The organism is Yoonia sp. SWMV100, assembly GCF_056108365.1.
Map to the genome: position 1 here is coordinate 420533 of NZ_JBWBAQ010000002.1, position 19439 is coordinate 439971.

Annotated in this window: 15 protein-coding genes and 1 tRNA gene; 3 read left to right on the top strand and 13 right to left on the bottom strand. The window is 55.3% G+C overall.

The features are described 5' to 3' along the window. Positions 1-14: 14 nt before the first annotated feature. The 11 genes from glgA to glpD all read right to left on the bottom strand — a co-directional run bounded on the left by glgA (position 15) and on the right by glpD (position 14573). On the bottom strand, positions 15-1445 hold the full coding sequence (gene glgA / locus ACXJGX_RS02135) for a glycogen synthase GlgA (RefSeq protein ID WP_474778487.1): 1431 nt from the start codon (positions 1443-1445) through the stop codon (positions 15-17). Next, on the bottom strand, positions 1442-2698 hold the full coding sequence (glgC, locus tag ACXJGX_RS02140; protein ID WP_474778488.1) for a glucose-1-phosphate adenylyltransferase: 1257 nt from the start codon (positions 2696-2698) through the stop codon (positions 1442-1444). The genes glgA and glgC overlap by 4 nt, the downstream gene beginning before the upstream one ends. A 16-nt stretch (positions 2699-2714) precedes the next feature. After that, on the bottom strand, positions 2715-4937 hold the full coding sequence (gene glgB / locus ACXJGX_RS02145) for a 1,4-alpha-glucan branching protein GlgB (protein WP_474778489.1): 2223 nt from the start codon (positions 4935-4937) through the stop codon (positions 2715-2717). 350 nt (positions 4938-5287) lie between these two features. After that, positions 5288-6775, bottom strand: a complete 1488-nt coding sequence (gene glpK / locus ACXJGX_RS02150) for a glycerol kinase GlpK (RefSeq protein ID WP_474778490.1) — start codon at positions 6773-6775, stop codon at positions 5288-5290. A 148-nt stretch (positions 6776-6923) separates the two neighbouring features. Beyond that, a complete protein-coding gene (locus tag ACXJGX_RS02155) occupies positions 6924-8645 on the bottom strand; it encodes an ABC transporter substrate-binding protein (RefSeq protein ID WP_474778491.1) in 1722 nt (573 codons plus the stop codon). Positions 8646-8720: 75 nt separating this feature from the next. Further along, complete coding sequence (locus ACXJGX_RS02160; protein ID WP_474778492.1) at positions 8721-8993, bottom strand: DUF2160 domain-containing protein; 273 nt, start codon at positions 8991-8993, stop codon at positions 8721-8723. A gap of 22 nt (positions 8994-9015) precedes the next feature. After that, complete coding sequence (locus tag ACXJGX_RS02165) at positions 9016-9855, bottom strand: carbohydrate ABC transporter permease (protein ID WP_474778493.1); 840 nt, start codon at positions 9853-9855, stop codon at positions 9016-9018. After that, a complete protein-coding gene (locus tag ACXJGX_RS02170) occupies positions 9855-10727 on the bottom strand; it encodes a carbohydrate ABC transporter permease (RefSeq protein ID WP_474778494.1) in 873 nt (290 codons plus the stop codon). The genes ACXJGX_RS02165 and ACXJGX_RS02170 overlap by 1 nt, the downstream gene beginning before the upstream one ends. 41 nt (positions 10728-10768) lie before the next feature. After that, positions 10769-11848 (bottom strand): ABC transporter ATP-binding protein, encoded by a 1080-nt coding sequence (locus tag ACXJGX_RS02175; RefSeq protein ID WP_474778495.1) that lies wholly within the window; start codon positions 11846-11848, stop codon positions 10769-10771. Positions 11849-11860: 12 nt separating this feature from the next. Then, positions 11861-12949: an ABC transporter ATP-binding protein gene (locus ACXJGX_RS02180; RefSeq protein WP_474778496.1), complete on the bottom strand. Its 1089-nt coding sequence runs from the start codon at positions 12947-12949 to the stop codon at positions 11861-11863. Positions 12950-12971: 22 nt separating this feature from the next. After that, complete coding sequence (gene glpD / locus ACXJGX_RS02185; RefSeq protein ID WP_474778497.1) at positions 12972-14573, bottom strand: glycerol-3-phosphate dehydrogenase; 1602 nt, start codon at positions 14571-14573, stop codon at positions 12972-12974. Positions 14574-14865: 292 nt separating this feature from the next. On the opposite strand from glpD, the gene ACXJGX_RS02190 reads away from it, so the two are divergent. From ACXJGX_RS02190 to ACXJGX_RS02200, 3 genes are read left to right on the top strand one after another with little or no spacing between them, the layout of a single operon-like run. Continuing rightward, a complete protein-coding gene (locus tag ACXJGX_RS02190; RefSeq protein WP_474779164.1) occupies positions 14866-15624 on the top strand; it encodes a DeoR/GlpR family DNA-binding transcription regulator in 759 nt (252 codons plus the stop codon). 24 nt (positions 15625-15648) lie between these two features. Then, positions 15649-16536: a carbohydrate ABC transporter permease gene (locus ACXJGX_RS02195; RefSeq protein ID WP_474778498.1), complete on the top strand. Its 888-nt coding sequence runs from the start codon at positions 15649-15651 to the stop codon at positions 16534-16536. Further along, positions 16533-17336 carry a carbohydrate ABC transporter permease gene (locus ACXJGX_RS02200; RefSeq protein ID WP_474778499.1) on the top strand — a complete coding sequence of 268 codons (804 nt, stop codon included), beginning with the start codon at positions 16533-16535 and terminating at the stop codon, positions 17334-17336. Before ACXJGX_RS02195 ends, ACXJGX_RS02200 begins: the two co-directional genes overlap by 4 nt. A gap of 256 nt (positions 17337-17592) precedes the next feature. Here the strand turns inward: ACXJGX_RS02200 and ACXJGX_RS02205 are convergent. Together ACXJGX_RS02205 and ACXJGX_RS02210 are read right to left on the bottom strand one after the other, a co-directional pair. Then, a tRNA-Thr gene (locus ACXJGX_RS02205) sits at positions 17593-17668 on the bottom strand. 114 nt (positions 17669-17782) lie between these two features. Next, positions 17783-19438, bottom strand: a complete 1656-nt coding sequence (locus ACXJGX_RS02210) for an ABC transporter permease (RefSeq protein ID WP_474778500.1) — start codon at positions 19436-19438, stop codon at positions 17783-17785. Between the last annotated feature and the right edge of the window lies 1 nt (position 19439).

Here is a 19439-nt window from a genome sequence, read left to right on the forward strand (position 1 = left end):
AAAGCGTTGTGTGTTCACCTGTGTGCCTCGGAACATGCGGCGTAAAGCGCGTGATACTTTGCAGCAGACGCCTCCCAGCTCACGGATTGTTTCATCGCGTTATTTTGCATCGTTTTCCATACTTTCGGCTGGGAATATAGACCGCCAATCCGCAAGAACGCGTTTGCCAGCGCTTGCGACGTGATGGGGAAAAACTGGACACCTGTCGCAACGCCGCTGGCAATCGCGGCTGGTGACGCGTTGATCACGGTGTCCGCCAAACCACCCGTCAGCGCCACCAGTGGAAGCGTCCCGTAGCGCAAGCCATAAAGCTGCGTCAGACCGCAAGGTTCAAACCGCGACGGTACCAAAATCACATCGCCACCAGCCATCATCTGATGGGCCAACAATTCATCATACCCGATTTTGACAGAGACATTTTCGTGGCTTGCCGCAGCGGCAAGCAATGCGACCTCTAACTGCGGGTCGCCCGACCCCAGCAAAGCCAGCTGTCCGCCTTGCTTTAAAAGCTCTGGTAAGGCGTCAAGCAAAAGGTCGATCCCTTTTTGCGCAGTCAAACGCGACACCAGCACATACAGCGGCCCATCGGCGCGGCCCAAACCAAAGGTTTTTTGCAGCGCTTTCTTATTCGCAAGCTTGCCTGATGCTGTCTTGTACGGGGTGATATTTGGGTCTGTCGCGGGATTCCAGATGTCGGTGTCGACCCCGTTCACGATGCCCGTCAGGTCAGACTGGCGATAACGTAATACACCGTCCATCCCCATGCCGAATTCCGGGGTCAGCAGTTCTTCGGCATAGGTTTGCGACACTGTCGTAATCTGCGCTGCACCCATCAACCCCGACTTCAGTGCCGATATCTGCCCCCAAAATTCATAGTGATCCGCAGTAAAGCGGGTCGCATCCAGCCGAAGACCCGCGATGCGTTCAGCGGCGGTATTGCCGTGAAAGGCGATGTTGTGCACCGTAAAGACAAAGGGGACAGCGCAACCAAGCGTGTGCAAGTATTCCGGCGTCAGACCGGCCTGCCAGTCGTGACCGTGGATAATTTCCGGTGTCCACCCGCCTGCCCCGTTGTCCGCAACCAGCGCCGCCACATAACATAGCGCACCAAAACGTTCAGGGTTATCCGGCCAATCTTGGCCCGCGGCATCAACATAGATTCCGCCGTCGCGATCATACAGATGCGGCGCGTCCAGCACATACAGATCAAGGCCCGCCACCTTGCACTGCCGTAACTGTGCAGGGCCGCCGAACAAATCGTCATATGTCACGACCACTTTGGTTTTTCCCAACGCCCCCAAGACCGCACGGTAACCGGGCATCAACGTGCGCACTTCGTCGCCATAAGCCGCCAAAGCAATCGGAAGCGCGCCGGCCACATCGGCAAGGCCGCCCGTTTTGATCAGCGGCGCACATTCGGATACGACGAAAAGGATTTTGGTCATAAACTGGCCGCCCTTTTATCAAGCATGTCTTGCGTGATCAGTGTGGTGCCACGTTCCGTGACGCGAAACCATTTCGCGTCATCGATCGGATCTTCGCCCACAACAAGCCCGGCGGGGATAATTGCGCCGCCGTCGACAACCACCTGACGCAACCGTGCAGAGCGGTGGACAACGACCCCCGGCAGCACAACCGCGTGGTCAAGAACTGCATAGGAATTGGTGTGCACATTGGTGAACAGAACAGAATTGCGCACTTCGGTCCCCGAAATGATACAGCCCCCTGAAACCATCGACGAAATCGCCATCCCGCGGCGGTCGCGTTCATCATGGATAAACTTTGCGGGCGGTACGCTTTCGTTATAGGTCCAGATGGGCCAGTCCCTGTCCCACAGATCCAGTTCAGGCGTGAACGTGGTCAGGTCAATGTGGGCCTGCCAAAATGCGTCGACGGTCCCGACGTCTTTCCAATAGGCTGGCGCGCCTTCGCGGCGTACACAGCTTTCGTCAAAACGGTGCGCCATGGCTTTGCCATGCTTCACAATCTCGGGGATCAGATCGGTGCCGAAATCATTCGTAGAATTGGGATCTTCGGCATCTTTTTGCAAAAGGTCGCGCAGGAACTTCCAGTCAAAGACATAAATGCCCATCGACGCCAGCGCCTTGGTCGGGTCTTCGGGTGTACCCGGTGGATCGGCGGGTTTTTCCAGGAAACTGGTGATCCGACCCTCTTTGTCGGTCGCCATAACACCAAAGGCCGTGGCCTCTGCGCGGGGCACTGTCAAACAGCCCACGGTCACATCGGCACCGGATTCAACATGCTGGCGCAGCATGATTTCGTAGTCCATTTTATAGATATGATCGCCCGCCAGAATGATGACGTAATCGACGCCGTAGCTGTCAACGATATCAATGTTCTGCGTCACGGCGTCAGCTGTACCCTTGTACCAGCTTTCGGTCCCGCCACGTTGCGAGGCAGGCAGAACATCCAGAAATTCATTCCGCTCGGCCCCGAAAAAATTCCAGCCCCGTTGCAGGTGACGGATCAGGCTATGGGCCTTGTATTGCGTTGCAATCGCCATTTTGCGAATGCCCGAATTCATCGCGTTCGACAGTGCAAAGTCGATAATGCGGCCCTTGCCACCAAAGGGCACGGCAGGTTTCACGCGTCGGTCAGTCAGTTCACGCAGGCGGCTGCCGCGGCCACCAGCCAGCACAAACACCATGGACCGTTGTGTTAATCGCTTTGTCTTCATTTCGTATTCTCCATCCCTATATTTCGTCTTCGCGCCGCAAACGCAGCACAATAACCGACAGTGGCGGCAACGTGATCACCACCGAATGCGCGTGGCCGTCAGCGGGTAAATCTGACGCCGCGACGCCCCCCAAATTGCCGCGATTGTCACCGCCGTATATTGACGCATCCGTGTTCAACACTTCCTCCCAGAAACCTTGTTCGGGTACGCCAATCCTAAAGTCCGATCGTTCCACCGGAACAAAGTTGCACACGACGACGACAGGTGCGTCACCCGCCCCCCCGTATCGCACAAACCCGGTGATCGATTGTGCCGGGTCGTTTTTCACCCAAGCAAAGCCCGCAGCAACGCAGTCATTCACATGCAAGGCAGGTGTGCTGCGGTAAAGCGCGTTCAGATCGCGCACCAGTTGCTGCACACCTTTATGCGCAGGCTGGTCTGCCGCGCCCCAGTTCAGTTCCGCGTCATGGTTCCATTCTTCGGGTTGTGCAAACTCACAGCCCATGAACAGCAGCTTTTTGCCGGGCTGCATCCACATAAACGCATAATACGCCCGCAAGTTCGCGAATTTTTCCCACTCGGTTCCGGGCATTTTGGCAATCATCGACCCTTTGCCATGCACGACCTCGTCATGGCTGATGGGCAGCACAAAATTTTCGGTAAAGGCCCAGTCGATCGGGAATGTCATCAGGTGGTGGTCATACTGACGGTAAATCGGATCGCGTTCCATGTACCGCAGCGTGTCATTCATCCAACCCATGTTCCATTTGTAGCCAAAGCCAAGCCCGCCGGCGTGCGCCGGTTGGGATACGCCGGGAAACGATGTGCTTTCTTCGGCGACTGTCATGATGCTTGGGTCGGCCCCATAAACGGCAGTGTTCATCTCTTGCAGAAACGCGATCGCTTCGTAGTTTTCGCGGCCACCATCGCTGTTGGGCACCCATTCACCCGTATTGCGCGAATAGTCGCGGTATAGCATCGATGCCACTGCATCGACCCGCAGCCCGTCCAAGTGGTATTCTTCGATCCAATAAAGCGCGTTGGCGACGAAATAGTTTTTGACCTCGCGGCGGCCATAGTTGGGGATCAATGTATTCCAGTCTTGGTGAAATCCCTCGCGCGGATCGGCGTGTTCGTACAACGCAGTCCCGTCAAACTGCGCCAAGCCGTGGTCATCGGTGGGAAAGTGCCCCGGCACCCAATCCAAAAGCACCCCGATACCCGCGTCGTGCGCGGCGGCGATCAGGTCGCGAAATTCATGTGGCGGGCCAAACCGGATCGTCGGGGCATATAGCCCGACCGGCTGATACCCCCATGACCCATCAAAAGGGAATTCCGAAATCGGCAGCAATTCGATATGTGTAAAACCCATATATTTGACGTAGGACACCAGATCGCGCGCCAGTTCGCGGTAGCTCAGCGAGCGTCCGCCATCATCATAGCGACGTCGCCAAGACCCAAGGTGAACCTCGTAAATCGAAATCGGGCTATGGCGATCGGCACGGGCCGCGCGCGTTTTCATCCAGTCCTGATCGGTCCAGCCGAAACCGGAAATATCACGCACGACCGACGACTTCTCTGGCGGATGCTGTGACCCAAACCCAATCGGATCAGCCTTTAGAACCACCGCACCATGCGCCCCGGTGATCTGGTATTTATAAAGTGCCCCATCGCCGATATTTGGCAAGAATATTTCCCAAACGCCGGTTTGCCCAGCCGGACGCATCGGGTGACGGCGGCCGTCCCATTGATTAAAATCTCCTACCACGCTCACGCGTTGCGCGTTGGGCGCCCAGACCGCGAAATGAACACCGTCAACAGATTGATGCTGGGAAACATGTGCCCCTAAAACCCGCCACAGTTCTTTGTGTGTCCCTTCGCCGACGAGGTACTGATCAAAGTCTGTGAGAACAGGAGGAAATGCAAAAGGATCGGGTGTGCAGTATTCTGTGCCATCGGCATACCGCATTTGCAGCAGATAATCCTTGTTCGCGACAGGGCCTGCAAACACATCGCCGCCGATCCGCGCCAAGGGTACTTGCCGTCCCGCGATAATCGCCACAACGTCCACGGCATCAGGCTGAAAGGTCGTAATCCACCAGCGCCTGCCGTCTTTATGTGGCCCCAAGACATCAAATGGCGCCGGATGCGTTCCATTATTTAGCGCGTCAACACCGTCTTGCGTCAAAAAATCAGGTAGCTGTGGCTGCGAACCTAGCCCAAGTTGTTTCTTCGGCATCGTAAAACTCCAGCAATATCTTTGTTGTGGGTTTCATTCACACCTATGCGCCCATAGTTCACAGAACCACAGGCCCACAGGGGGCGTCAACCAACCAAAGATGCGTCATGCGGGTCCGCAGCGTCCCCCGGCCAAAGATACCCGTGATATGCATCCGTGAAGCAGGGCGCAACAATGCCATGAATGCTGCCACATGTTGCTGAAATCACAGTGTTTATTCGGATCACCACTGAAACCCCCGACCCTGTCAGAAGTCCAAGACCACGTGCGACGTTCCATTTGACGCCGCGCGATAGCCCGACTTTTGCAGCGCCAGTCCCGCCCTGACACGATCTATTTCTGACGGTTGCCTAAAAACTTAGCGTTGCAGCGACTGCTTTTTTCCATGTGGCGTATTTTGCGCTGCGCTGCGCCGCGTCCATGTTGGGATTAAACTGTTTTTCCTGAACCCATGACGCTGCAAATGCGTCCTGCGGCGGATAAACCCCGGCTTGCATTCCGGCAAGCCACGCAACACCCAGTGCGGTTGTTTCATGGACCTTTGGCCTGTCCACGGGCGCGTCAATAATGTCAGACAAAAACTGCATTGCCCAATCGCTGGCCGCCATACCGCCATCAACGCGCAGGACCGGCTGGATGCCTTGTGATTGCCAATCAGACGCCATCGCCTCGAGCAAATCACGGGTCTGGTAACCCACGCTTTCTAACGCGGCTTTGGCCATTTCTGCGGGGCCTGTTGCACGCGTGAGGCCGTAAACAGCCCCGCGACAGTCTGGATTCCAGTAAGGCGCACCCAGACCGACAAAGGCCGGAACAAGCGTGACAGACTGGTTGGGGTCGGCCTTTTCGGCCAAGGCCTGTGTTTCGGAGGCGTCCGAGATGATTTTCAAACCATCCCGCAGCCATTGCACAACAGCGCCTGCGACAAAGATTGACCCTTCGAGCGCATATGTCGGCTTGCCGTTCAGTTGATAGGCAATGGTCGTGAGCAGGCGGTTTTGTGACATGACGGGCGTGTCTCCCGTGTTCAACAGCGCGAAACAGCCGGTGCCATAGGTCGATTTGATCATGCCCGGTTGAAAGCACGCCTGCCCTACGGTCGCCGCCTGTTGATCGCCCGCCACTCCTAATATCGGAATGCTGCCGCCAAAAATATCGGGCTGCGTATCGCCAAAATGCGCTGCGCAGTCTTTGACCACGGGCAACATGTTCATCGGAATATCAAAAACTGCGCAAATTGTGCTGCTCCAGCGACCTTTGCGGATATCATAAAGCATCGTGCGGGCTGCGTTTGTTGCATCGGTTACGTGTGCGGCACCCCCGGTGAGCTTCCAAATCAGAAAACTATCCACTGTTCCAAACAGAAGGTCACCCTGTGCGGCCCGTGCGCGCGCCCCGTCAACGTGATCCAATATCCACTTTAACTTGGTTCCCGAAAAATACGGGTCAAGCAACAGCCCGGTCCGGTCCGTGATCATCTTTTCATGCCCGGCGGCGCGTAGTTTCGTGCAAACATCAGAGGTGCGCCGATCCTGCCAGACAATGGCGTTGTAAATGGGTTGTCCTGTCTGTTTGTCCCAAACCACCACCGTTTCGCGCTGGTTCGTGATGCCGATACCGGCAACTTGCGCTGCGCGCAGGCCCGCACGGTCTAGCGCAGTCTGGCATGTGCTGATTGTCGTCGCCCACAAATCAGCAGGGTCATGTTCGACCCAGCCAGATTGCGGAAAATGCTGCGTAAATTCTTCTTGTGCGCTGGCAACAGCGGTCATTGCCGCATCAAATACGATTGCCCGGGTCGATGTTGTCCCCTGATCGATTGCAAGAATATAGGTCATGCCAGCCACGCGCGTAGAGATGTTTAAAAAAAGCGGCCGCCACGAAAGCGGCCGCTGTTCCAATCGATTGAGACGTCACAACCGACTGCTGGGAGTCAATTCGAAAGAAAGAATGCCGAGGCCGATTTCTCGGCCTCGGGTCAATGGCTTACTGCCAGGACTGGATCAGCTCGTCATAAGAGATCGTGACGGGCGTTTCGTCTTCGTTTTCAAGCATCGGCTTTGGCGAACCCGGCTGTTCAAGCCAGTAGGACGGATCCTGTTCTTCGTTCATCAGCGGGCCAAGATCACCTTGGACACCCGAACGCTCCAGACGGATCAAGACTTTTTCCTGATCGGCACACAGTGAATCAAGCGCCTCTTGCGGTGTTTTTGCACCCGACATTGCGTCGCCGATATTCTGCCACCACAGCTGTGCCAGCTTTGGATAGTCAGGAACGTTGGTCCCTGTTGGTGACCATTGCACCCGTGCAGGTGACCGGTAGAATTCGATCAGACCACCCAAACGTGGGGCACGTTCAGTGAAGCTTTCGTGTTGGATCGTCGATTCACGGATGAATGTCAGGCCAACATGGCTTTTCTTCACGTCGACCGTCATGGAGGTTACGAACTGGGCATAAAGCCAAGCCGCCTGTGCGCGATCAACGGGTGTGGATTCCATCAGCGTCCAGGAACCGGCGTCTTGGTAGCCGATTTTTGTGCCTTCGGTCCAATAGGCACCGTGTGGCGAAGGTGCCATGCGCCACTTTGGCGTGCCATCTTCGTTCATAACGGGCAAATCTGGCTCGACGGATGCGGCGGTAAAGGCAGTGTACCAGAACATCTGTTGTGCGATATTCCCTTGTGCAGGGATTGGCCCTGCTTCAGAGAACGTCATACCAGCTGCCGCAGGCGGCGAGTATTTTTGCAGCCATTCGATTGCCTTTGTCACCGCGTATACCGCAGCCGGGCCGTTGGTCGCACCACCGCGGGCCACACAGGACCCAACAGGTTGCGAGTTTTCGTTCACACGAATACCCCATTCGTCGACCGGCAGGCCATTGGGTTCACCAATGTCACCGACACCCGCCATCGACAGCCACGCATCTGTATAGCGCCACCCCAATGACGGGTCTTTCTTACCGTAGTCCATGTTGCCAAAGACTTCGCCTTCGACACCCAGACGTGACAGATCGCGACCTGTAAAGAATTCCGCGATATCCTCATAGGCGGACCAGTTTACAGGCACGCCCAGATCATAGCCGTACCGCTCTTTGAAGTCGGTTTTGTTCTGCTCGTCGTTGAACCAATCATAACGGAACCAGTAAAGGTTCGCGAACTGCTGGTCAGGCAGCTGATAGATTTTACCATCCGGCCCGGTTGTGAACGACAGACCGATAAAGTCGTCCAAGTTCAGGTTAGGGTTGGTCACGGCAGCACCGTCACCAGCCATCCAGTCGGTCAAGTTACGGGCCTGCTGATAGCGCCAGTGTGTCCCGATCAGGTCGGAATCGTTGATGTAGGCATCATAGATATTTTCGCCTGACTGCATTTGTGTTTGCAGCTTTTCAACAACGTCCCCCTCACCGATCAGATCATGCGTGATCTTGATACCGGTGATGGCCTCGAACGCTGGGGCCAGAACGTTGGCTTCGTATTCATGGGTCCCAATCGTTTCGGAAACAACGTTGATTGACATACCCGCATAGGGTGCTGCCGCGTCAACGAACCATTGCATCTCACCTTCCTGATCCGCGCGTGACAGCGCAGAAAGATCGCCGATTTCGCTATCAAGGAATGCTTTCGCCGCATCCATATCTGCAAAGGCTGGTGCGGCAATCATGCATGCCGCAAGGCCCAGGGCCGTCGTCCCTTTTAATCGCAAGTTCATTGTTGTTCCTCCCTAAAATAGAACATTCAAGACGCTCCAGATCTTGCTAACTGGACCGTCCCATAATGCCGTCCGTTACACCCAGCGAAATACCGCGATGGCGTAAAAGAGACATACGATCAGCGCGCCCCATTGAGGTGCGCTGAGCATTCCAAGCCAAGCCAAGTTGATAAAGGCCGCGCCAAGTAGCGTGATGAACAACCTGTCACCGCGCGTTGTTTCGATCCCCAGAACGCCATTGCGCGGCACCTCGGGGTATTTGATCGCAAGGATCGTAAAGGTGATCAGCGTGACCGCGATAATGCTGAAGAAAGCGGCGGTCGGCCAAGTCCATGCCATCCATTCCATTGTTTCTCTCCCGTTTCGATTATTATACGCGGCCGAGGGCAAAGCCCTTGGCGATGTAGTTGCGGACAAAATAGATCACCAAAGCCCCGGGGACGATCGTCAGCACCCCAGCGGCGGCGAGCACCCCCCAGTCGATTCCGGCGGCACCAACGGTGCGCGTCATTGTCGCCGCGATCGGCTTTGCGTTCACACTGGTCAGCGTGCGGCTTAGCAGCAGTTCGACCCAGCTGAACATGAACAAGAAGAACGCTGTCACACCGATACCGGATGCGACCAAAGGCGTAAAAATACGCACGAAAAACCGCGGGAACGAATAGCCGTCGATATAAGCGGTTTCGTCGATTTCTTTGGGCACGCCGCGCATGAAACCTTCTAAAATCCACACGGCCAAGGGGACGTTGAACAGGCAGTGCGCCAAAGCGACGGCGATATGCGTGTCAAACAACCCGACCGAGCTGTAAAGCTGGAAGAAGGGCAGCGCAAAAACGGCGGGTGGCGCCATCCGGTTGGTCAGCAACCAAAAGAACAGATGCTTGTCACCAAGGAACGTATAGCGGCTGAACGCATAGGCGGCAGGCAGCGCAACCGCCAACGAAATCACCATATTCAACACGACGTAGATCATGGAATTCAGATAGCCGGTGTACCATGACGCATCCGTCAGGATCGTCATGTAGTTATCAAAGGTCAGATCCTGCGGCCAAAGACTGAAGCTGTTCAAAATCTCGGTATTGGTCTTCAGGCTCATGTTCAGCAGCCAATAGATTGGCAGCAGCAAGAACAGCAGGTAAAGCCCCATAACGATGGCGCTTCCGTTGATTTTTGGCAAGGCAAAGCCGTTTTTGTTGGCGGTGTCAGACATCAGTGGCCATCCCTTTTATCAAGGTTCGTCATCACGGTGTAAAAGACATAGGAAATGAGCAGGATCACGAGATAGTACATGATCGAGAAAGCCGCAGCAGGCCCCAGATCAAACTGTCCAAGTGCCATTTTGACAAGGTCAATCGACAGGAACGTCGTCGAATTGCCGGGGCCGCCACCCGTGACCACGAAGGGTTCGGTGTAGATCATAAAGCTATCCATAAACCGCAGCAAAATCGCGATCATCAACACACCCATCATTTTGGGCAGTTCGATAAAACGGAAGACTTTCCAGCGGCTGGCCTGATCAATCTTTGCGGCTTGATAGTACGCATCCGGAATGGATTGCAGCCCGGCATAGGCCAAAAGCGCGACCAACGATGTCCAATGCCAGACGTCCATCGTGATCACGGTAATCCACGCGGCATAGAAATTTTGCGTGTAGTTATAATCGATCCCGATCGCATCCAGCGTGTACCCCAACAGTCCAATATCAACGCGACCGAAAATCTGCCAAATCGTCCCGACGACATTCCACGGGATCAGCAAGGGCAACGACATCAAGACAAGGCAAACTGACGCCCAGACGCCTTTTTTCGGCATATTCAGCGCGATAAAAACGCCCAAGGGGATTTCAATCGCGAGGATGATCGCAGAGAACGCAAGCTGGCGCGCCAAGGCATCCCACATCCGCTCTGACGCCATCATTTCCTTGAACCATTCAAGGCCGGCCCAAAAGAACTGGTTGTTCCCAAAGGTGTCTTGGACCGAATAATTCACAACGGTCATCAGCGGGATCACCGCAGAGAACGCGACCAGCACAAGGACCGGCAGAACGAGGAACCATGCTTTTTGGTTAATGGTTTTATTCACAGTTGGCTCCCCTCGGTGCGGCGGTCAAAAACACGGGCATTTCAGGCCACCTTTGGCGCGACGCGCCAGCTGTTTGCGTAAACGTTGATCCCGGCCGGATCGAAAACGATGCGGTTCATATCGGGCGAAATATTGGCCCCTTCATCGGCAATCACGTTGATTTCAGTCCCCTCAAAATCAACGCGGACTATTTTGTGCCGGCCCACATCCTCGACCCGCTTAATCCGGACCGCAAGGCCATCGCCGCCTGCGCGTAACGTGGTGAATTCAGGGCGCACCCCGACCTCGACCTTGCCTGTTGGCGTTCCAAATGCTTGGCCAAGCGCGATTTCTGTGCCCGCGATGATCGCTTTGTCGCCGGACACTGTGGCATCCAAAACATTCATACCGGGCGAGCCGATAAAGTACCCGACAAACGTATGTTCTGGTGTTTCAAACAGCTGTTGCGGTGTGCCCATTTGCACGACGCGCCCATCATACATCACAACAACCTTATCCGCGAAAGTCAGGGCTTCGGTCTGGTCGTGAGTCACGTAAATCATGGTGTGGCCGAATTCGTGATGCAGCGACTTAAGTTGCGTGCGTAATTCCCACTTCATATGCGGATCAATGACCGTCAGCGGTTCATCGAACAAAAGCGCGTTGACGTCTTCGCGCACCATACCGCGACCCAACGAAATTTTCTGTTTGGCGTCTGCCGTCAACCCGCGTGCCTTGCGGTCCAGCATCGTCTCCATGCCAATCATATGTGCAATATGCTGCACCCGGTCGCGGACATAAGCCGCGTCAGCACCGCGGTTCCGAAGCGGAAACGCAAGGTTATCACGCACCGTCATCGTGTCGTAAACCACGGGGAACTGGAACACCTGTGCAATATTGCGCTGCGTGGTCGGCGCCATCGTCACATCACGGTCATTGAACAGGATGCGCCCCTGACTTGGATGCAGCAGCCCCGAGATAATGTTCAGCAACGTGGACTTGCCGCAGCCCGACGCCCCCAAAAGCGCGTAGGCTTCGCCATCGACCCAGTCGTGGTTCAATTCCTTCAGCGCATAGTCTTCTTCGTTTTTGGGGTTTGGCAGGTAGGAATGTGCCAGATTATCGAGGGTTATTTTTGCCATTGCGTGTCTCCCTCAGGCTGCTGTTGCATAAGATGCAGCCGCGACAGATCTGCCGTCTTGTGAAAAAATGTAAACGTGCTTCGGATCGAGATAGACCGTCAGCGGCGTCCCGATTTTGAGATCTTTAACCCCATGCACAAGCCCCACCCAGCTGTCGCCGTGATGGTCCAAATGTACAAATGTTTCTGATCCCGTGATCTCGGTTACGTTCAGCTTGCCCGTGAATTCCAGCGCGCCTTGTGTTTGTTTATGCAGCTCAAGGTGATTGGGGCGAAACCCCGCAAGGTAGTCCCCGTCAGCAAGGCCGACAAAAGCCGCAGATGCCGGTGCGGTCTGACCGTCGCCAAAGCCCAGCGTGTCACCAGATTTGCGGATTTTCAGAAAATTCATCGGCGGATCCGAGAAAACGCGCGCCGTCGTCGCGTCAACGGGTTGTCTGTAAACAACAGGGGTTTTGCCAAATTGCGTCACCCTGCCCTGCCACATGGTCGCGGTATTGCCCCCCAGCAAAAGCGCCTCTTCGGGTTCCGTGGTCGCATAGACAAAAATTGACCCGGCTTCTTCGAATATCTTGGGGATTTCGGCGCGCAATTCTTCGCGAAGTTTGTAATCAAGGTTTGCCAAGGGTTCATCCAGCAGCACAAGGCCTGCACCTTTGACAAGGGCGCGCGCCAGCGCACAGCGCTGCTGCTGCCCGCCCGATAACGCCAGTGGCTTGCGATCCAGAAATTCTGATAGCTTCATCAGGTCGGCTGCCTTTTTGACCGCAGCATCAATCTGTTCAGCGGTCTGGCCCAGCAACCGCATGGGGCTTGCGATATTGTCATAAACCGTCATCGAGGGATAATTGATGAACTGTTGATAGACCATTGCCACTCCGCGGTCCTGCACGCGCATTCCGGTGACATCTTTGCCGTTCCAAATGACCTTGCCACTTTGCGGGACATCGAGGCCCGCCATCAAACGCATCAACGATGTTTTCCCCGACGACGTGGGGCCAAGCAGTACGTTCATTGTACCGGACGATAGCGCAAGATCGGTCGGATAAATATGTGTCTGGCCGTTTACGACTTTTGACACACCTTCCAGAACAAGTGACATTTCTCTCTCCCCCTTTCGCAGTTCACACTGCGTTTTGCGACGATTGAACGGCAGGCACATCGGCAAGCCATCCATCCAGCAAATCAATTTCTTGCGGTGTCAGCCTCAGTCCCAACTTGGACCGTCGCCACACGATGTCTTCGGCGCTGCGCGCGTACTCTTTTTCAACCAACCACATGACTTCACGTGCCGTCAAATCGGCGCCAAATTCCTGCCCAAGATCGGCGGCCGATTGTGCATCTCCCAGAACATCAAACGCATCTGTCCCGTACGCCTTGACCAGGCGTGCCGCCCAGCGCGCCGTCAAAAACGGATATCGGGCCTTCAGGCGGTCCGTCAGGGCCGCGACACCACTGACCGGGAAGTCCCCACCGGGCAAGGCGACACCGGCTGTCCACGCCTGTCCCGCATCGGGAAAGAAAGGCGTGATTTTTTCCAACGCCGATTCCGCGAGCTTGCGGTAGGTCGTGATCTTTCCGCCAAAAACGTTCAAAATCGGCGCACCGGCCGACTGATCAACCTTAAGCACATAGTCGCGCGTTGCAGCGGTCGCTGAACTTGCCCCGTCGTTGTATAGCGGGCGCACTCCCGAATATGTCCACACGACATCCGCTTGGGTCACTGGTTTCTTGAGATAGCTGGACGCAAAATCCAGAAGATAGGCTTGCTCTTCTGGGGTGCAAACCGGCTTTACATTGACGTCAGCATGATCCGCGTCTGTCGTCCCTATCAAGGTAAAATCGGTCTCGTAAGGGATTGTGAAAATGATCCGCCCGTCTTCGCCCTGAAAGAAATAGCATTTGTCGTGATCATATAGTTTGCGCGTCACGATGTGACTGCCCCGCACAAGGCGTACGCCCTCGGTCGCGTTAATGCGCACGGTGTTGCGAATGACGCTTTCGACCCATGGCCCGCCAGCATTTACCAACATTCGCGCAATCACATCACGGCGCGCGCCCGTGGCTGCCTCTTGCAATGCGACGTGCCAAAGCCCGTCCACCAGTTCCGCAGAGACCACCTTGGTGCGGACGTTGATCCGCGCGCCACGGTCAGCAGCATCACGGGCGTTCAAAACGACCAAGCGACTGTCTTCGATCCAACAGTCGGAATATTCAAATGCCTTTTGAAACCGATCTTTGAGCGGCGCGCCCTCGGGCGTTCCTGAAAGGCGCAGGGATGTCGTTGCCTTCAAAATCTTGCGCCCGCCAAGGTGATCATAAAGGAACAAACCAAACCGGATGAGCCAGGCAGGGCGGCGGCCCTTCATCCAAGGCATGATGACGTTCAGTAATTTAGAGGTCGGCGTATCGCCTTCAAAGCGCATGTCTTTGTGGTAAGGCAACACAAATCGCATGGGCCAGCTGATATGGGGCATCGCGCGCAACAGTGTTTCACGTTCGATCAATGCCTCGCGGACAAGGCGGACCTCCCAATATTCAAGGTAGCGCAAACCGCCATGGAACAGTTTGGTCGAGGCCGAAGATGTAGCTGACGCAAGGTCGTTCATCTCGGCCAGTTCAACCGTCAGTCCGCGACCGACCGCATCACGCGCAATACCGCATCCGTTGATGCCCCCACCAATGACGAAAAGGTCGACGATGTCGTGATTTTCACGCTGTCCCAATGAAGCCTCCCCACGCCCATCATACGCCGAAGCCTCCCCGCTCACAACGTAGCGCAAATAAGCACCAACACCGATATCCAGTCAATAACGAATGTTCGTTTTTTTTCGTTTTAACCTATTTCACTGTTTTTATAAGGATTTTTATTTCGTATGTGTCCGATATTCACGATTTTTTGTCAAAACGGGATTCGACCTCTTGACGCGAAACGTCTGGCGTAGATTGTTGCGATGCACAGCGGACGCCACGTCAGGACGGTCAGCCGAAGCCGTGCAAATTACCGAGGAGAAAGCTTTGGTCTCGAATTTCAGACAACACGAAATACTGGATTTGGCACGCAAGGAAGGCAAAGTCACCGTCGAAGGGCTTGCTGAACGATATGACGTCACAGTGCAGACCATCCGCCGTGATCTGGCTGACTTGGCGGAAAGCGGACGCCTTGAACGTGTGCATGGGGGGGCTGTCATTCCGTCCGGCGTGGTCAATATTGTCTACGATGAACGCCGTCGCCTGAATGAAGCCGGCAAGAAAAACATCGCTGTGGCCTGTGCGGCATCTATCCCCAACGGGGCATCGGTTTTCATGAATATCGGGACAAGCACAGAAGCAGTCGCACGCGAGCTTCTTGACCATGAAAATCTGCTGGTGGTGACAAACAATTTGAATATTGCCAACACGCTAGCGGCAAACCACAGCAGTGAAATTATCTTGACGGGCGGGGTTTTGCGGCGCGCAGACGGCGGGCTTGTGGGTGGTTTGACCGCAGAGATGATTCAGCAATTCAAGTTCGACTTTTCGGTTTTGGGCTGTTCGGCCATCGACGAAGACGGCGACCTTCTGGACTTTGACGGACAGGAAATATTGGTCAGCCGCAGCGCGATCCAGCGGTCCCGCAAGGTGATGGTTGTCGCCGACTATCTAAAGTTCGAACGCAAGGCCCCGCTGACCATCTGCTCTATGCGCGATGTCAGTGTTCTTTTTACGGACGGCACATTGCCCAAGAAGCTTCTTGAAGACTGCCAATTATGGGGCACCGACGTTGTAAAGGTCTAACCTTTCCTGAAAGCGAACACAGACATGCAAATGAAAGATCGCGACAACACTGGCTGGGTCTACGTCCTTCCCGCCGCGATATTGCTGGGCATTGTCGGCGTCATCCCTTTGATCACGGTGATCAACTATTCATTCTTCGAAATTTTCATTCTAGATCAACGATTTTGGGTCGGCACCGAATGGTATGCCGACATCGTCAGATCGGGCCGCTTTTGGTCAGGATTCGGGCGAAGCACGTTATTTTCAATTTTGGTTCTTGGTATTCAAATCCCGCTGGGTGTCGCAATCGCACTGTGTATCCCACGCCGAAAGCGTTGGGTCGGATTTGCGCTTGCCTGCGTGGCGCTACCGCTTTTGGTGCCGTGGAATATGATCCCCTCACTTTGGTTGAGCCTGCTTGACCCGGAAACAGGGATTTTGGGGCGCGTGATGGCGCATTTCGGATGGTCACCCGCATGGAAGCTGTCCGTTGTTCAAACGTGGGCCGTCATCATTGCGATGGACACATGGCATTGGACCAGCCTTGTCGTCATTCTAAGCTACTCCGCGCTGACAACAATTCCTGCATCCTATTACCAAGCCGCGGACATAGACGGTGCGAGCCCATGGCAAGTGCTTCGGCATATTCAGTTACCAAAATTACAAAACGTCCTGCTGATGGCCATTTTGTTGCGCTTTATGGATTCGTTCATGATTTACACCGAGGCCTTTCCTATCAATGCAGGCGGCCCGAACGGCGCAACCATGTTCCTTGCCGTCGATCTGGGCGAGGAGATCAAGGCGTTCAACTATGGCCCGTCTGCAGCGCGTTCCGTGCTATATTTTGTGATCGTTTTGACCGTCGCGTGGCTCTTTACCAAAGCGCAAGGCGACCAAGACAGCGCACACCCGTCAAAGGTCGCGGAAACATGATTTTGCGCGCCTTACCTTTTATCAAAATCGCAGGCCTACTGGTGTTCATTGTCTGCGCGTGTCTGCCGCTTGCGCAAATGACCATCCTCAGCTTTACCGCGACCCTGCCCCACGGCAACACAGCCGCGGGTAGCGTCACATTCTTGAATTATGCGGCAATCGCCACTGATCCGAATTTGCGTTCCGCATTTGGCAATTCGATTGCCTATGTGTTGCTCAATATCGCCATCACGGTTCCTGTGGCGATTCCGGCAGCCTATGCGTTCTCACGCATGTCATTTGTTGGGGATAAACACCTTTTCTTTGCCTTCATCGCCTTTCGGATCACACCGCCTGTGGTGCTAACCTTGCCGATATTTCAGCTATTTTCCGCGCTAGGCATCGTGAATTCGGTGTTTGGGATCGCGCTGGCGCATTGCCTGTTTAACCTGCCCATCTCAATCTGGATTTTACAGGGCTTCATATCCGCGATCCCAAAAGAGTTGGATGAAACCGCGTTCTTGGATGGCTACTCTCGCCCACGGTTTATCTGGACGTTCTTGTTGCCGCAAATTGCACCCGGGATCGCCGTGACCGCGTTTTTCTGTTTCATGTTTTCATGGGTCGAGGTGGTGTTTGCCCGCATCCTGACAACAACCAACGGGAAACCGATCAGCATGGCGATCAACGCCCTTTTTGGATTCCAAACTGATATCGGTCTGGTGATGGCCGTCACAGTCGCATCCATCCTTCCCGGTGTCGTATTGCTCTTTGCGATGCAAAATCATTTGTCACGTGGATTCAGTGTCGGCAAAGTCTAGCCCCCGCGCAGAAACCCACTGGCTATCCGGTCACAAGAGGCAGCCCGCCTTCACGCGAATGCTACACGGTTATCGGCGGCCACCAAAATGCAAGCGTGTGCAATGTTCATGTCGCATCGCAAATCAACCGGCACGCCAATCAAATCAGATAGTGCGCTGGTGCGCTGGCACTGTTGTCGCATTGTTTTCGATCGTACCAACAAAACGTCGCACCCCATAGAGGTGGCTATCATCGTATCGATACACTTCGATAAAATGGTGCCCCCACACGGACTCGAACCGCGGACCTACTGATTACAAATCAGTTGCTCTACCAGCTGAGCTATAGGGGCACTGGTGTGCAGTTTCCTGCATCGTCTGTCTGACTGCGCGGCGTATAGCAGGGGAAATTGCACCAATGCAATGGGCATTTTATCGATTTAGCAGAAAAAATTTTGCTGCGGTATTTAACGGTTTGCCCGCGCCAGCAGCGCGACGGCAGCAAGCCCAACGAGCGTGATCATCAGCGCCGCCGGGGCTGCCTCTGAAATGTTTTCAAGCGAGGCTTTTGCGTAGACCCGCGTCGCCAATGTATCATAGCTGAACGGCCTTAGCAGTAGCGTGGCGGGCAGTTCTTTGACGCAGTCCACGAATACCAGCAACAAAGCAGATCCGACCGATGCCTTGACCAGCGGAAGGTGAACCGCCCGAAGTGTCCCACCGGCAGTACGTCCGAGAGACCGTGCCGCCATCGGCAGGCTTGGCGACACGCGCCCCAATGCAGCATCGGCTGTCCCCTGCCCGATCGCAAAGAATCGCACGACATAAGCCAAGACAAGGGCGGCCGCGCTGCCTGTGAAAATCAACCCTGGATCGCTAAATCCGATCCCCACCAACCCGTCCGCCAGCGCATTGTCGAACCAGGCCAACGGGACCAGAATTCCAAGACCAAGCACGGCGCCCGGGGCGGCATAGCCGATCGCGGTGATCGGCATCAACAAGGCCGGCAGACGGCGCCGCGTCAGTCGCACCCCGTATACCATAAACAAACCACCCAATACGGTCAGGATCGCGGCTATGCCGCCAACGGCAATGGTATGCGACATCGCCTTGCGCAAACCGGGTGCAACCCACTGCCCTGCATCAAACGCATGTGTAAGAAGGACGCCAACCGGGAGGACGAACCCCACAAGCACCGGCAGCAAACACGCCAACATTGCGGCATACCGGTGCCATCCACGCAAATGCATCGGTTGGACAGGGCGTGCGCTGCGCGCGGAGCCAAAAAATTTACTTTTGCGTCGGCTGAATTTTTCCAAACTGACCAAGATGATAATCAGCCCCAAAACGCAGGTCGCTAATTGCGCAGCACCGCCCAGATTGCCCCCTTGCAGCCAAACCGAGAAAATCCCGGTCGTCAGTGTCTGTACCGCAAAATAGTCCACTGTGCCAAAATCGTTCACCGTTTCCATCATCACAACCGCCACGCCGGCCGCAATTGCGGGGCGCGCCAACGGCAAGCCAACCCGCCAGAACCGGGCAAAAGCACCAGCGCCCAGTGCTTGGGCGACTTCGTATGCGGAGCCTGACTGCTCGCGGAACGCTGCCCGTGCAAGGATGTAGACATATGGATAAAGCGCTGCGCTGAGCACCACGATCGCGGCTTCGCGCGTGCGGATCGCCGGAAACCAATAGTCACGCGCCGTGGCCCAGCCCATCGTGCCACGCATCGCGGTTTGCACAGGACCGGCGTATTCTAAAAAATCCACAAGCGCGTAGGCCCCGACATAGGCAGGCACTGCAAGCGGCATCAGCAGCGCCCACTGCAAGATGCGGCGTCCGGGAAAGTGATACATCACCACCAGCCATGCCGCCCCGGTGCCAACCATCGCAGTCAGTGCGCCGACACTCAGCATCAATATAGCAGTGTTCGCCATGTACCGCGGCAAAGTTGTTCGCAACATGTGTGGCCAGATATTGTCGGTCGGCGTGAATGCAAACCAGATCACCGCAACAATGGGTATCAACACCATAACCGCGATCAAGAATGCCCCGACTGACCATGGCGACACACGCAGCCATGCCCCCCGTTGATGCGATATCTGACTCGTTTGCTCGGACATG